14 protein-coding genes are annotated in these 13791 nt (G+C 48.9%); 4 read left to right on the top strand and 10 right to left on the bottom strand.

Annotation, left to right across the window (positions count from 1 at the left end):
* The coding region (locus ACJAZW_RS08800; protein ID WP_415157155.1) for a hybrid sensor histidine kinase/response regulator at window positions 1-1104 on the top strand (1104 nt) is incomplete at its 5' end.
* Here ACJAZW_RS08800 and ACJAZW_RS08795 read toward each other — a convergent pair.
* The 4 genes from ACJAZW_RS08795 to ACJAZW_RS08780 form a co-directional block, all read right to left on the bottom strand.
* On the bottom strand, window positions 1097-1723 hold the full coding sequence (locus tag ACJAZW_RS08795) for a response regulator (protein ID WP_415157153.1): 627 nt from the start codon (window positions 1721-1723) through the stop codon (window positions 1097-1099). The two genes, ACJAZW_RS08800 and ACJAZW_RS08795, sit on opposite strands and share 8 nt — an antisense overlap.
* 264 nt (window positions 1724-1987) lie before the next feature.
* Window positions 1988-3547, bottom strand: coding sequence for a 2-isopropylmalate synthase (locus ACJAZW_RS08790; RefSeq protein ID WP_415157151.1), 1560 nt, complete (start codon window positions 3545-3547; stop codon window positions 1988-1990).
* Between the two features lie 371 nt (window positions 3548-3918).
* Window positions 3919-4350: a hypothetical protein gene (locus ACJAZW_RS08785; RefSeq protein WP_415157149.1), complete on the bottom strand. Its 432-nt coding sequence runs from the start codon at window positions 4348-4350 to the stop codon at window positions 3919-3921.
* A gap of 73 nt (window positions 4351-4423) precedes the next feature.
* Complete coding sequence (locus ACJAZW_RS08780; protein ID WP_415157147.1) at window positions 4424-5320, bottom strand: PhzF family phenazine biosynthesis protein; 897 nt, start codon at window positions 5318-5320, stop codon at window positions 4424-4426.
* Window positions 5321-5459: 139 nt separating this feature from the next.
* Here ACJAZW_RS08780 and ACJAZW_RS08775 point away from each other — a divergent pair, with 139 nt between their 5' ends.
* A complete protein-coding gene (locus ACJAZW_RS08775; RefSeq protein WP_415157145.1) occupies window positions 5460-5774 on the top strand; it encodes an NIPSNAP family protein in 315 nt (104 codons plus the stop codon).
* Window positions 5775-5795: 21 nt separating this feature from the next.
* Here the strand turns inward: ACJAZW_RS08775 and ACJAZW_RS08770 are convergent, their stop codons facing one another.
* The gene (locus tag ACJAZW_RS08770) at window positions 5796-6386 is read right to left on the bottom strand and encodes a TetR/AcrR family transcriptional regulator (RefSeq protein WP_415157143.1); all 591 of its coding nucleotides are present in this window, start codon (window positions 6384-6386) and stop codon (window positions 5796-5798) included.
* 35 nt (window positions 6387-6421) lie between these two features.
* Here ACJAZW_RS08770 and ACJAZW_RS08765 point away from each other — a divergent pair, with 35 nt between their 5' ends.
* Entirely contained in the window at window positions 6422-7219 is a 798-nt protein-coding gene (locus tag ACJAZW_RS08765; protein ID WP_415157141.1) for an SDR family oxidoreductase, read from the top strand.
* Window positions 7220-7301: 82 nt separating this feature from the next.
* Here ACJAZW_RS08765 and ilvC read toward each other — a convergent pair whose 3' ends face one another.
* From ilvC to ACJAZW_RS08745, 4 genes are all read right to left on the bottom strand, one after another.
* Window positions 7302-8321, bottom strand: a complete 1020-nt coding sequence (gene ilvC, locus ACJAZW_RS08760) for a ketol-acid reductoisomerase (RefSeq protein WP_415157140.1) — start codon at window positions 8319-8321, stop codon at window positions 7302-7304.
* Window positions 8322-8372: 51 nt separating this feature from the next.
* On the bottom strand, window positions 8373-8999 hold the full coding sequence (locus tag ACJAZW_RS08755) for a TetR/AcrR family transcriptional regulator (RefSeq protein ID WP_415157138.1): 627 nt from the start codon (window positions 8997-8999) through the stop codon (window positions 8373-8375).
* Window positions 9000-9141: 142 nt separating this feature from the next.
* On the bottom strand, window positions 9142-9429 hold the full coding sequence (locus tag ACJAZW_RS08750) for a putative quinol monooxygenase (protein ID WP_415157136.1): 288 nt from the start codon (window positions 9427-9429) through the stop codon (window positions 9142-9144).
* Between the two features lie 59 nt (window positions 9430-9488).
* Entirely contained in the window at window positions 9489-10757 is a 1269-nt protein-coding gene (locus tag ACJAZW_RS08745; protein ID WP_415157134.1) for an O-acetylhomoserine aminocarboxypropyltransferase/cysteine synthase family protein, read from the bottom strand.
* A gap of 268 nt (window positions 10758-11025) precedes the next feature.
* Here ACJAZW_RS08745 and ACJAZW_RS08740 point away from each other — a divergent pair, with 268 nt between their 5' ends.
* A complete protein-coding gene (locus ACJAZW_RS08740; RefSeq protein WP_415157132.1) occupies window positions 11026-13227 on the top strand; it encodes a vWA domain-containing protein in 2202 nt (733 codons plus the stop codon).
* 61 nt (window positions 13228-13288) lie between these two features.
* Here the strand turns inward: ACJAZW_RS08740 and ACJAZW_RS08735 are convergent, their stop codons facing one another.
* A complete protein-coding gene (locus ACJAZW_RS08735) occupies window positions 13289-13498 on the bottom strand; it encodes a cold-shock protein (RefSeq protein ID WP_415157130.1) in 210 nt (69 codons plus the stop codon).
* Window positions 13499-13791: the final 293 nt, after the last annotated feature.

The raw sequence follows: 13791 nt of genomic DNA, 5'->3' as shown, positions 1-13791 counted from the left end.
GAAGCCGAAAAGGCTAATCGGGCCAAGAGCTTGTTCCTAGCGCAGGCAAATCACGAATTGAGGCAGCCAATTCACGCTATTGGGCTGTTGACATCTTGCCTACGCGAAGAAGAAACCAAGCCGGAAAACATCGAAATTCTGGACAATGTCGATAGCGCACTTGATAGCTTGGCCAATCTTTTTAAATCGCTGCTGGGCATCACTGCACTTGATCAAGGCACCATAAGCGTCAGGCCATCGACGTTTCCCATAGCCGACCTGCTTGCCCAAACGCTTAGACAATATCAAGAGCAAGCCACACAAAACGAGTGTTCAATTGCGCTCGTGCATTCTGGTTTGTGGGTACAAACTGATAGGGCATTGCTCGCCTCAATTGTGCAAAACCTGTTGTCGAACGCCATAAAGTACGCGCCCGGCCGCAAAATACTCATGGGAGTACGACGAACTGGCCCTACATTATCCATTCATGTTCTGGATCAAGGCAGCGGTGTGGCCCTAGAAAAACAAGACGAGATTTTTCAAGAGTTTGTCCGCGTCGAGAACTTGCACACCAAACACATTGAAGGCATGGGTCTTGGCCTTTCAATAGTATCCAGAACCGCAAAATTGTTGGGACTACACATTGAGTTTTTGTCTGAGCTAGGGCGCGGAACACATGTTAGCGTTCGAAATATCACGCACATTTCCGCCCCTAAAATCCAAGAAATGGTCATTGCAAATAGCGCCATAGAAAACACAAATTTGCCGACAGTTGCCATACTGGACGATAATACCCATGTCGCGCGCAGCACCCATACACTGCTCAGCAAGTGGGGATATGATGTCGTTCAGCTTGACGCGAGCAACTTGGCGAGCACCACAACGTCTTTCTCAATGCTGATCACTGACCTTCAGCTGAACGGCAGCGAAGATGGCATTCTGGTTGCACAAAAATTGGCCGAAATGAAAAACCAAGATATTCCCACCCTGATTATCAGTGGAGCACTTGATGAAGAAGCCGAAAAGATAGCGAAGAATAACGGGTTTTGGTTTTTGCACAAACCAGTACATTCTGCGGAGCTGCGGTCCGTGCTTTTAACGATGGCGGCCGCAAACCTTAGATAATGCCAGCGTCCACCGCAGCCGAAATTGCGGCACTGCGATTATTCACATCCAGCGCTCGAAAAACCGCTGAAACATGATCGCGCACCGTGTAAGGAGAAATGCCCAGCTCTCGTGCAATCTCCTTATTGCTTTGCCCTTTTGCCATGCCCAACAGCACATCCAACTGCCGCTTTGGCAAATTGGCCGAATGGCCACCATCGGGGTCGACATTGATTTCAGACACAGCGGTCCTCGCAATCACATCGCCTTCCAAAATAGATCGGACTGAATCTTCTAAATCGCTTGCTGGCACCGACTTGGATATAAAGCCGTTAACGCCCGTCTTCATGATCTCAGAGACCAGATTTTGATCATCAGACATGGAAACAATAATGATTATGGTGCGCGGAAATCGGAGGCGCATTTCAGCAATCGAAGCGACACCGTTAAAACCGGGAAAGATAAAATCCAGCAGCATTAGGTCGGGTTCTGTTTCACTTGACGCAAGTACCAACAATTCCTCTTTGTTAGCAGCCTCCAACACGGTGCATCCCGTAATCTTCTGAACGATCCGGCGCAGCCCCCGACAGAAAATGGGGTGATCGTCAGCAACAATAGCTTTCTCAATTTTCTCAGACAATCGCCGTCCCAACTCAAACGAAACACAAACTTTGCGTACGCCAAAATTCGTCACAGCTTAACAAATGTCAAGGCTGTGTTGGCGCAATCCCGCAAATTCAATGCTCAATTGTAACGTCAGGTCGGGCCATAGCACCTTATGTGTCGCTGGCCAGTGCGGCCCAAGCCGGAGCATCAGTTTAGCCACTCACACAATTCAACATTGGCATCAATCAAAAAGGCGCGCCCTGTGGGACGCGCCAGAAATTACAATGAACATAGCCGACTAACCTGCCATTGCGCCCTGTGCAGACGCACCACGGTCCACCAATAAACGGTTGTAGGCATTCAAGTAGGCGCGCGCTGAAGCCACCAGCGTATCGGGTTCTGCAGTACGACCAGAAGCAATTCGCCCATTCATTTCAAGTCGAACATGCGCGTTCGCCTGTGCGTCAGTTCCACCCGTTACAGCGTCAACACCGTAATGGACAAGATGTGGATTGGCACCAACAGCCTCTTTGATCGCGTTAAAAATTGCATCCACAGAACCGCTGCCCGAAATGTGCACTGATTTCTCTTCACCCTCAACTGACACCGTTAAGTCGCACACATGATCGCCCCCGATAGTGGATGAAACGCTCATCGCGACAAGCTTGATTTTGTCCTCGATTGAACCCATCTCATCATCAACCAAAGCGACAAGATCATCGTCATAAACGGTTTTCTTACGGTCGGCCAAATCCTTAAACCGAACGAACGCCTCTTGAAATGCGTTGTCACCCAACTCATAGCCAAGGTCTTTCAACTTGTCCTTAAACGCAGCGCGGCCCGAATGCTTGCCCATAACCAGTGACGTTTCTTTAATCCCAACGCTTGCTGGGGTCATAATCTCGAACGTTTCTGCGTTTTTCAACATGCCATCTTGATGAATGCCACTTTCATGCGCAAAGGCGTTTTTGCCCACGATTGCTTTGTTAAACTGCACGGGCGTATTGCACGCCGCCGCCACGATTTTTGAGGCGCGCGCCAAATGTGTTGCATCAATTTCGGTGTGAAATGGAAACGCATCGCCACGGGTTTTCAACGCCATCACAATTTCTTCAAGGGCGGCGTTGCCAGCCCGTTCGCCCAAACCGTTGATGGTGCACTCAACCTGACGCGCACCCGCTTGCACACCCGCAATGGAGTTCGCCACGGCCATGCCCAAATCATTGTGACAATGGGTCGAAAAGATTGCTTTGTCGGAATTTGGCACCGTTTCAATCAATGCTTTGATCATCGCATAATATTCTTCAGGCACTGAATACCCAACAGTATCAGGGATATTGATGGTGGTTGCCCCAGCGTTTATGGCGGCCTCCACACACCTAGCCAAATAGTCGACCGGCGTCCGTGTGGCATCCATGCCAGACCATTCAACGTCGTCGATCAAGTTTCTTGCCTGTGTCACAGATTGCGTGACAAGTTCTAAAACCTCTTCCTGGGTCTTGTTCATTTGAAATTTCAAGTGAAGTGGCGAGGTGGAAACGAAGGTGTGAATTCGTCCTCTGGCAGCGGAACGCACGGCGGCACCTGCACGTTCAATATCGGCAGGAATAGCCCGTGCCAACCCGGCAATGACCGCGTTTTTTGACCGACGTGCAATTTCTGCCACCGCCTCAAAGTCGCCATTTGAAGCAATGGGAAAACCAGCTTCGATAATATCGACACCCATATTATCAAGTAATTCAGCGACTTGAAGCTTTTCTTCGAACGTCATTGTTGCGCCGGGCGCTTGCTCGCCGTCGCGCAATGTCGTGTCAAAAATAAATACGCGGTCTGTGGTGGATTGTGAATTATCGCTCATGATTTAGTCCTAATGTGGCCGACCCCAGATCAAACAATTCGGGCCGGAAAAATTCAATTTTCATACGGCTTTTGTTTTAATCCCCTAAACACCCGCTCTCTTTTACGAGAACTGCCAGTACTCAGGGGCTGATAAGGAGGAGGTCGAGAAGGAGATTTTGGCTGGCGCGCGCAAGATCAAGTGCAGCGGCGTCATGCCGAGCATTTTTTTGACCTTCAATTTCAAACGCGTCGCGGATCATGCAACAATTACTCCAAAGCACCCATCAAGAAAATCAATGCCTTCAACGCATAGCAAATTTTTTTAACACTGCAAACGCCTTAATTTACCCCAGCCGTCCAAATGTCGAAAAAACTTGCGCTTTGCACCATCTATTTCGAAAATGTAAGCACCGCCAAAATAAGGGCCAACGTGGCCATTGCACCATTGAGCATGCCCAACCGTTTCGCTTGCGCCCGCGCCGCGACGTCGCCCGCAGCGATTGCCGGGCCAAGCCGTCCTGCGGCAAATATTGAAACGGTCAACACCACAACTGCGGTGATTTTTGTGAAGAAGGAAAGGCCCAATTCCAATGGTGCCGGATAAGAAATCCACAGCATTGAAATGCCGGTAACCCAGAGCAAAATTATGGCCACTTTACCCAAAAGCTGCAGCTTCTTCATAAACCCCAATATAGCTTTACCCGCCTCGGTTTTGACATCGCTTATCTGCGCCGATGCAACCGCTGCGGCTATGCCAATACCAATTCCAATAGCCATCGAAAATAAATGCACCATCAGCAAGATTTTTGAAAAATATTCCATGCTCTCTTCCCCCCGTTTAAGCGTGAGATTATGCGAGCAATCCCCTCAGCGCAAGATGGTGCGCTTTCATCTGCTACTCGTCATCAACATACAGTTTTCCTTCTGCGACAATTATGGCGTGCCCACCAATGCCAGCATGGGTCAACAACCCATTTTCCCGCTTCACCTGCGCCTCAATGAAACTGGGTCGGCCCATTTCCTTGCCCTGTGTGACAATAAAATCAGTTAACCCATCCGTTTCAAAATAATGCTCAGACAGCAAACCACACAGTGCAGCAGCTGCCGAACCCGTTGCGGGGTCTTCTTTCAAATCGTCCTGATAGACAAAAGCACGGGCAGCGATCAGTGCATTGCGATCATTTTGTGCCAACGTAAAGGCATAAACTTTTTGACTGGCACCATTGAAAACCGAACGCCAGCCACGCCGTTCCAACTTGATTGACGCAAGTGTCTGCTCGTCTTTTACTGGCACAAGCACAAACGGCACGCCAGCGCTGTATATCGCGGGCTCTAAACCTGCCACACCAATATCATCGGCTTGCAGCCCCAAGGCGGTTGCGATGGCTTCAGGCGCAGGTGCATCCCCAATCCGCTCAGGCAATTGCGGCAAACTAAAACGCGCATGCCCGCTCACTTTGCTCGTGCGCTCCGTAATCGCCACGATGGTTCCCACCTGCTCTTCCAAGCGCACGGCCGTAATACGTTGTTTTAGCGCCAATAATACTGCCGTTCCAACGGTTGGGTGACCGGCAAATGGCAATTCGGCCGACGGCGTGAATATGCGCAAAGTCGCTACGTGACGTTCATTTTTTGGCGATTGAACAAAGACAGTCTCGCTAAGGTTAAACTCCTTGGCAATTTCCTGCATCCGCCCATCAAACAAATGATCTGAGTCAAAAACAACCGCAAGCGGATTGCCGCTCAGACGGTTTTTGGTAAAGACATCCAAAATTGTGTATGGCAGTTCCATCGATTTCCTCCGATGATACAAGCTGTGACAAGCTCCAACGCTTGGCACAAAATTCACTGCTGGCATCAATAGCATTGATTCGACCATTTCCGGTATTCATGTACTTCTCAAGCCATGAAAAACGATACCGGAGAAAAATATGATCACATGTTACGTGCAATATGAAATCGAACCGGACAAACTGGCTGAGTTTGAGCACTATGCAAAACTATGGGTGCCACTGGTCAAAAAGCATGGCGGCTTTCACCATGGCTATTTTATGCCGCACGAGAGCGCAAATGATCTTGCACTCGCCCTGTTTTCTTTCGACTCACTGGCAAAATACGAAGAATACCGCGCAGATATTGCACAGGATCCAGAATGCATTGCCGCGTTCCAATACGCCAAAGACACAAAATGCATCCGCCGATATGATCGGCAGTTTTTGAAACCATTTATGGTGCCAATGGCGTAGTTTTTGGAAGAAATGCTGTGTTTAAAAGATGCGCAAATATCCTTTCACGGCATTTAGAATGTTCATGCGCAATATTTTTAAGTCTGTTGGCCGCGATGTGTATGCCGCATGAATAAGTGCATCTGCGAGATACATGATATCACGAGCAGCCGTTTCAGGGTGGTCGATATCGTGCTCCGACAGAACAATAGAAATCGTGTTTGCAATCGCCGATTTCAGATCCAACCCGGCTTGCGCAATCGGTAAGTCATGCTCAGCTAGTGCCAACACTCTTGCCAAACGCGGCCAGCTTCCTTTGCTTTCTATCGCAACAACAACAAGCAACTCAAGGGAGCCTTGTAAGTCACGGCCAACACATTGTGCCGCTGCATTTTTCATGTTGGCGAGCAGTTTTTCGCGCTTTTGTTCAATTATGGACATCAGAATAGATTCTTTAGACGGGAAATACTGATAGAGCGACCCGATACTCACCCCCGCCACTTCAGCAACGCGATTTGTGTTGAAAGACGCGTAACCCTGTTCGACCAAAACGCGACCCGCCGCGAGCAGAATTGCCTCAACAACATCTTTTGAACGTCGCTGAACAGGCAGTTTCCTAGGTTTTGTTTGCATTGTTTGTGTTGTCATAAACGCGAGTTGTAATGTGAGTGTTAACTCGTATTTTAGCAGATATCAAAAACCAATCAACAGGCACTCCAATGCATGCGGCTCAATCAAAGACAGCAATCATTACCGGCGGCACTCGTGGAATCGGCGAGCAATTAGCGAAACTACTCAGCGAACAGGGGTTCAAAGTCCTGATTATCGGACGAAATACGGAACAATTTTTTGAAACGAAGGCGCCATGGAAAGACAATATTACCGGGCAAAACTGTGATCTAAGTGATCTAAACGCTGTCATGGCCTTGGTTGAACAATTGAAAAGCGAATATCCCAAACTGGATATGCTAATCAACAATGCTGCCAGCCAAACAGAAATGGATTTTTTTGAATTCGAAGAATGGCAACGCAATTGCGATAACTCATTGTGTGAAGTTGCTCTGAACTTAACAACGCCCATTATCCTCAGTCATGCATTGCTGGAACCAATCGAGCGGGCAAACGGAGCAATTGTCAACATCAGCTCTGGACTTGCATTGTCCCCAAAAGCAGATGCTCCGACCTATAGTGCGACAAAAACTGCGCTCAGCGCTTTTTCGAAAGCATTGCGCTACCAGTGTGAGAACAAGACCTCATCTGCCAAAATTATTGAAGTGATCATGTCATTGGTTGATACGGAAATGACACAGGGACGCGGCACTGGTAAAATTTCACCACTCCAGGCTGCAAGTGAGATCCTCAAAGGAATTGGCAAGCAACAAAACGAAATATGGATCGGCAAGGCAAAACTTCTGCGCATCATCCACCGATTAGCCCCTGAAATTAGTGCCCGGATTTTGCGATAAAAAAAGGGGTGCTAAAAAGCACCCCTCAAGTGTAGCTCTGGGAGAGCTAGGGTTTATTCATCTAAAAGCTTGGGCCTGACCCCTAGTTCTTGTCTTTATCAACAAGAGCACCAGCTTTAATCCAAGGCATCATATCGCGAAGTTTTTTACCAACTTCTTCGATTTGGTGCGCGTCATTATTGCGACGTGTCGCTTTAAACTTCGCTGCACCTGCCCGATATTCTTGCATCCACTCTGAGGTAAATTTACCTGACTGAATGTCATCCAAAACACGCTTCATTTCAGCTTTTGTTTCTGACGTGATGATGCGTGGACCAGAAACATACTCGCCCCACTCAGCGGTGTTTGAAATCGAGTAGTTCATGTTGGCAATGCCGCCTTGATAGATCAAGTCAACAATAAGTTTCACTTCATGCAAGCACTCGAAATAGGCCATTTCTGGTGCGTAGCCAGCTTCAACCAATGTTTCAAAACCAGCGCGGATCAATTCAACAACACCGCCACAAAGAACAGCTTGCTCACCGAACAAATCAGTTTCGCACTCTTCTTTAAAGGTTGTTTCAATGATGCCTGAACGGCCGCCACCAACGCCTGATGCATAAGCCAAGCCGATGTCTTTCGCATTACCAGTCGCATCATGATGGATCGCGATTAGGCACGGCACACCGCCACCTTTTTGATATTCGCCACGCACTGTGTGGCCCGGGCCTTTTGGGGCAACCATGATCACGTCGATACTGTCTTTTGGCTCAATCAAACCGTAGTGAACGTTCAAACCGTGCGCAAATGCAATTGCAGCACCATCGCGAATGTTCGGTGCGATTTCATTGTTATAAATGTCGGCTTGCAACTCGTCAGGCGTTGCCATCATCATCACGTCAGCCCAAGCCGCAGCGTCAGCAACGCTCATCACTTTAAGGCCGTCAGCTTCAACTTTTTTCGCTGTTGCAGAACCTTCACGCAGGGCAACAACCAAATTTGTTGCACCAGAATCTTTAAGGTTCAACGCATGCGCGCGGCCTTGGCTACCATAACCAATAATGGCTACTTTCTTCGCTTTGATCAGATTTAGATCAGCGTCTTGATCGTAATAAACACGCATTGTGTCATCCCTCTTATATTTTTATTCGGGTGAGATTGTTCCCACCTTGTTTTATCGAACGCCGTAAAGCGTCACAAATTGCGCAACTGCCCGCTTGGCGTCACGCACCACATCAACTTCGCTTAACACCAGTTCTTCGCCAAGCAGTAGTCGGATTTGCACATCTTTGATCACCAAACCAAAAAATGTGCGAAAAGCTTCTTCTTCATCTGTGAAATGTAAAAGCCCGGCCCCGCGCCCAGCTTTGAGCAACGGTTTCATGCGTTGACCAACAGCAAACCGACCATTCATTAAAACCGTTGTACCCAGATTGCTCAGCGGTCCCGCATGGGTGATCGCCAAACGGTTCAAGGCAACAGAAATATCGCCAGAAATAACCTTGAGCCAATCAAAGGCAAACTGTTCCAAATGAGACTGCAATGTCTCTTTCGACATCCGTTGCGGTCCCACAGGCACCGACCGAACTTTGGCGGCTTGCCACTGCACAATCGCTGTCAGCAAACCATCCCGATCACCAAACCATTTATATAGAGATTCTTTGGAACAACGCGCGCGCCGGGCCACCCCCGTCATGGTCAGCTTGTCACCAACCTCAACCAACAGTGATAGCGCAATATCGAGCACATCTTGCTGACGGGCGGTCAATTCTTCATCGCCTAATCGCACGGCTTGAGCCAATTCAAATCTCCAATGGTAAAGCAAACATTACGGAACCGTACCGTACGGTTCGGTAAATTGCAAGGAAAAAATCTGCCGTTACCTCTGTCTGATCAAATCTGAACCAATTCAACCTGTTGCAAGCAAACGCTAGCGGTTGTAGCTATTCGCCGACCCGAATTTCAAATTCCCGCGGAATACCTTCAGTTACCCGAAACCATTCGGACGCCTTGGTGCGCTTCTGGTGCGCATCAAAAGCGGCTTGGTCGACAAACAATTCCGCCACTTTAAACCGCCCCTCAATTTGAGTGGATGGCACCACATCAAACGATACACAGCCTGGCTCGCCACGCGTGAGTTCGATATGCAACGGCAACGCGGCCTCAACCTTAGCAATACGATCCGCTGGCACATCCATATGCCCGTTTAGATAGACGAGTTTGTCTGACACAGTGTTTCTTTCATCTCAAATTCGGGCCGCGCTGATTGCGCGACCCGCAGATCAATACACTAAACCGCAGCCAACGCCTGCTCAATATCAGCAATAATATCGTCAACATGCTCGATGCCGACTGAAATCCGCACGAGGTCTTCAGAAACCCCTGCTGATTTCAATTCGTCTGCGCTGAGTTGGCGGTGGGTTGTTGAGGCTGGGTGGCAAGCCAGAGACTTCGCATCGCCAATATTGACCAACCGCAAGATCATGTTCAGACCATCAATAAACTTACCGCCATTTGCGCGGTCGCCCTTGATGCCGAAGCTTAAAATGCCAGACGCTTTGCCGCTCGAAATCTTCTTTGCAAGCTCGTGGTAAGGCGACGACGTCAGGCCCGCGTAATTCACCCATGCGATTTTGTCGTGACTCTCAAGATATTCAGCAACTTTTTGCGCGTTTTCACAATGACGCTCCATGCGAAGCCCGAGTGTTTCAAGCCCCTGCAAAATCAAGAACGCATTCATTGGCGAAATCGCAGCCCCAGTATTGCGCAAAGGCACAACGCGTGCACGGCCAATGAAGGCCGCCTCGCCCAAAGCCTCAGTATAAACAACACCGTGGTAAGATGGATCAGGCTCGTTCAACATTGGGAAACGTTCTTTGTTGGCGGCCCAATCAAACTTACCGCTATCAACAATTATGCCGCCGATTGAGGTACCGTGACCGCCAATATATTTGGTCAAGGAATGCACAACAATGTCTGCACCCAATTCAAACGGGCGGCACAAATAGGGGGTTGCAACGGTATTATCAACGATCAGTGGCACGCCATGCGCATGGGCGATTTCTGCCAATTTTTTGATGTCAACGATGTTGCCCGCCGGGTTGCCGATGCTTTCGCAGAACACAGCCTTCGTGTTCGCATCAAACAGCTTTTCGATCCCTTCAAAGCCCGCATCAACCATGCGCACGTCAATGCCTTGGCGCGGGAAAGTGTGAGAAAATAGATTGTAAGTGCCGCCATAAAGCTGCGCCACAGAGACAATATTGTCGCCAGCTTCTGCAATAGTTTGAATGGCATAAGTAATGGCTGACATGCCAGATGCCAAAGCAAGCCCGGCAATCCCGCCTTCCATTTCCGCAACCCGTTGCTCGAGCACAGCAGTCGTTGGGTTCATGATGCGGGTGTAAATGTTGCCTGCAACCTTAAGGTCAAACAAATCAGCCCCATGCTGGGTGTCATCAAAAGTGTATGACGTTGTTTGATAAATCGGTACGGCCGCTGCCTTGGTGGTGGCCTCAGATGTATAGCCATGGTGAAGCGCGAGGGATTCAAGTTTCATCGGTCTGTCCTTGAGGTTTGATTTTCTAAACCAAATTTAGCAAACAAAGCGGGGCAATAACTAGTCAGATTGACGCATCTTAGGAACAACGGAACCAATTTCCACACATTTGCCCTATGGCACTTAATCACCTTGATAATCATCAAGCAATGCACAATACTTGTGCCAACTTTAGCTCTAAAAAAGAATGGTTTTTCTCGCTATTGCTGCAAAACGCGGTTTGAAGCAGATTAATGAAAACCAATTCACGGGTTCTGGGGAGGACACTATGCGCATTCGACCACTGATTTTCGGAACAATTATAGCATTCGCAAGCCTTATGGGCATTGCCACCGCGCAAGAACGCACCATGATTGTTTTGGACGGTTCTGGTTCGATGTGGGGGCAAATTGACGGCGTCCCAAAACTCCAAATTGCAAGAGACACTTTGCGCGACGTGCTCGCCAGCGTCCCCGAAACGACAGAACTTGGTTTCATGGCATATGGCCACCGCAGGAAAGGCGATTGCGGCGATATTGAACTTATCGTGGCCCCTGCCCTGGGCATGGCCAGCACCATTGCAGATAAAGCAGACAGCATGAAGTTTTTAGGCAAAACGCCACTAAGTGCAGCCGTGAAACGGGCTGCAGAAGAACTTCGCTATACCGAAGACACAGCAACGGTTGTGCTGATCACCGACGGTTTAGAAACCTGCAGCGCAAATGTGTGCGAACTCGGTCAACAGCTTGAGGCGCAAGGCGCCAACTTCACCGCCCACGTGGTCGGGTTTGGTCTATCAAAAGAAGAAGGCGCACAAGTCGCTTGTTTGGCAGAAAACACAGGCGGCCAATATTTTTCTGCGGACAATGCAGACGCCCTTTCGGCAGCACTAAAACAGACCGTTGTGGCGATTGTCCCATCGGTTACTCTGGTTCCAGTGGACCAAGATGGTGCAAAAATCACCGACATTTCATTGACTTGGAGTGTTCTTGACCCTGACGGAAACGAAGTCATGACCGATTCTGGTTTTGGCAAAGCAACTGGAAAGCTAAACGCTGGAAACTTCACGGTCAGCGTGTCCGGCCCCGAAGCGTCGGGTGGCGGTGCAATCGAAATAGTGGCGGACATCAAATCGCAAAACTTTGAAATACCTTTGGAGATCATCAGGCTAACAGCGACTGTTGAAGCCCCAGCAGAGGTGGCAGCAGGCGCTGAATTTGAGGTAATTTGGGATGGCCCCGCAGACAAAAGTGACTATGTCACCATCGTCGAAAAAGGTGCCGATGAAGGCGTCTATAATGATTACGCCTACACACAAAATGGCAACCCATCTAAAATTATTGCACCCGACGGGTTGGGGGCCTATGAAGTGCGCTATGTGCATGGGCAAACCCGCAAAACGCTGGGTTCTGCAGATATTGAAGTTGTGGCTATTACCGGCTCGGTCGTAGCACCTGCTCAGGTCGCCGCTGGTGCAGAATTTGAAGTGGACTGGACAGGACCTGCATATAAAACCGACTATATTACAATTGTTGAGGTTGGTGCTGAAGAAGGCACGTACAAAGACTATGCCTATGCGAAAAATGCAAACCCAGCCAAAATTCAAGCACCTGACGGCCTTGGGGAATATGAGGTCCGCTATGTGATCGGCGCGTCAAAACGTACCCTCGCTTCAACAAAAATTGAAGTCACGGCCGTTTCAGGAACCCTAGAGGCACCTGAAAGCGTACCAGCGGGCTCTGAGTTTGAGGTTATTTGGACCGGCCCAGCCAACAAAAGCGATTACATTACAATTGTCGAAATAGGCGCACCAGACGGCACTTATAAAGACTACGCTTATGCGCAAAATGGCTCACCCGCAAAAATCTCAGCGCCGGATGCAATCGGCAATTTTGAGCTGCGATATGTTTTGGCAACGAGCGACCGAACCCTCGTGTCGCGGCCAATTTCAACAACACAAGTGTCAGCGACATTAGAGTTGATGGGACCGGCCATTCCTGGCGGAGAAATTAAGGTCAACTGGACAGGACCAAATGCAAAAAGTGACTACATTACGGTGGTCGAAATTGGTGCCGACGAAGGTAGCTACAACGACTATGCCTACACGCAAAATGGCTCACCAGCAAAAATCAAGTTACCAAAAGCCCTAGGTACATTTGAAATCCGCTATGTCATTGGATCATCTGACAGAACACTGGCGAGCCTGCAAATCGTCCTCAAACCGGCTAGCGCCAGCATATCAGCGCCAGCTGTTGCCAAAGCAGGCGATGCCATCGAAGTCAGTTGGACAGGGCCTGCGGCCAAAGGAGATACAATTGAGATTGTTGGGGTTGGGGCAAGTGCAAATGAAACCCCGCTCGGCAATGCCGGCACGGTGCAAGGCAGCCCGTTGTTTATCTATGCGCCAGAAGAAGCTGGTGATTACGAGGTGCGGTATAAAGTGAAAAGCACAGGCGAAGTGCTGGCAACTGCACCTTTGAAAATTGATTAGTCAACAAACAAAAAAGGCCACCCAGAGGGTGGCCTTTTTCAAATTCGCAGTCGAAATGGACTTAGTCCAAAACTTCAAGATTTGTTGCAGATTCGCGACCGTCGCGACCAGCTTCAAGGTCATAAGACACTTTTTGGCCGTCAGCGAGACCTGAGAGACCTGAACGTTCAACAGCTGAAATGTGCACGAATGCATCTTTGCCGCCATCGTCTGGTGAAATAAAGCCGAAGCCCTTAGTGGAATTGAAGAATTTAACTGTACCGTTAGCCATGGTAAAACCTATTTTATAGTGTGCTAGATACGTTTCGCATCTAGCGGATTGTCCTTCTTGCAACATGCAAGAAAGGGGTAACGTTCGCAAATATCAGGGGGAAAACCATTCTAACTGGCATAGCCAGGCATCAAGTTAGCCAAAGACGGCTGAAAACGTAGAAAACTCTATGAACGTGATTGCGAAAAAAGGCAAGTCTTTTTTGCCAACCACGCGATCTAATTCAAAGATCTTTCCGGCTCCACCTTTTGCCATCATTGTGTTTTGTCATCACATCTTTTGCAACAACACCC

The organism is Maritalea sp. (assembly GCF_047634455.1).
GTDB lineage: Bacteria > Pseudomonadota > Alphaproteobacteria > Rhizobiales > Devosiaceae > Maritalea.
The sequence above is the reverse complement of the archived record's forward strand: the minus strand, read 5'-3'. Positions and strand labels throughout refer to the sequence as shown.

What these genes read in the sequence shown, in the direction of transcription:
- ACJAZW_RS08790 (WP_415157151.1), bottom strand. Translation starts at nt 3,547, where the DNA reads ATGAGCGATAATTCACAATCCACCACAGACCGCGTATTTATTTTTGAC.
- ACJAZW_RS08780 (WP_415157147.1), bottom strand. Translation starts at nt 5,320, where the DNA reads ATGGAACTGCCATACACAATTTTGGATGTCTTTACCAAAAACCGTCTG.
- ACJAZW_RS08740 (WP_415157132.1), top strand. Translation starts at nt 11,026, where the DNA reads ATGCGCATTCGACCACTGATTTTCGGAACAATTATAGCATTCGCAAGC.
- ilvC (WP_415157140.1), bottom strand. Translation starts at nt 8,321, where the DNA reads ATGCGTGTTTATTACGATCAAGACGCTGATCTAAATCTGATCAAAGCG.
- ACJAZW_RS08735 (WP_415157130.1), bottom strand. Translation starts at nt 13,498, where the DNA reads ATGGCTAACGGTACAGTTAAATTCTTCAATTCCACTAAGGGCTTCGGC.
- ACJAZW_RS08785 (WP_415157149.1), bottom strand. Translation starts at nt 4,350, where the DNA reads ATGGAATATTTTTCAAAAATCTTGCTGATGGTGCATTTATTTTCGATG.
- ACJAZW_RS08775 (WP_415157145.1), top strand. Translation starts at nt 5,460, where the DNA reads ATGATCACATGTTACGTGCAATATGAAATCGAACCGGACAAACTGGCT.
- ACJAZW_RS08745 (WP_415157134.1), bottom strand. Translation starts at nt 10,757, where the DNA reads ATGAAACTTGAATCCCTCGCGCTTCACCATGGCTATACATCTGAGGCC.
- ACJAZW_RS08770 (WP_415157143.1), bottom strand. Translation starts at nt 6,386, where the DNA reads ATGCAAACAAAACCTAGGAAACTGCCTGTTCAGCGACGTTCAAAAGAT.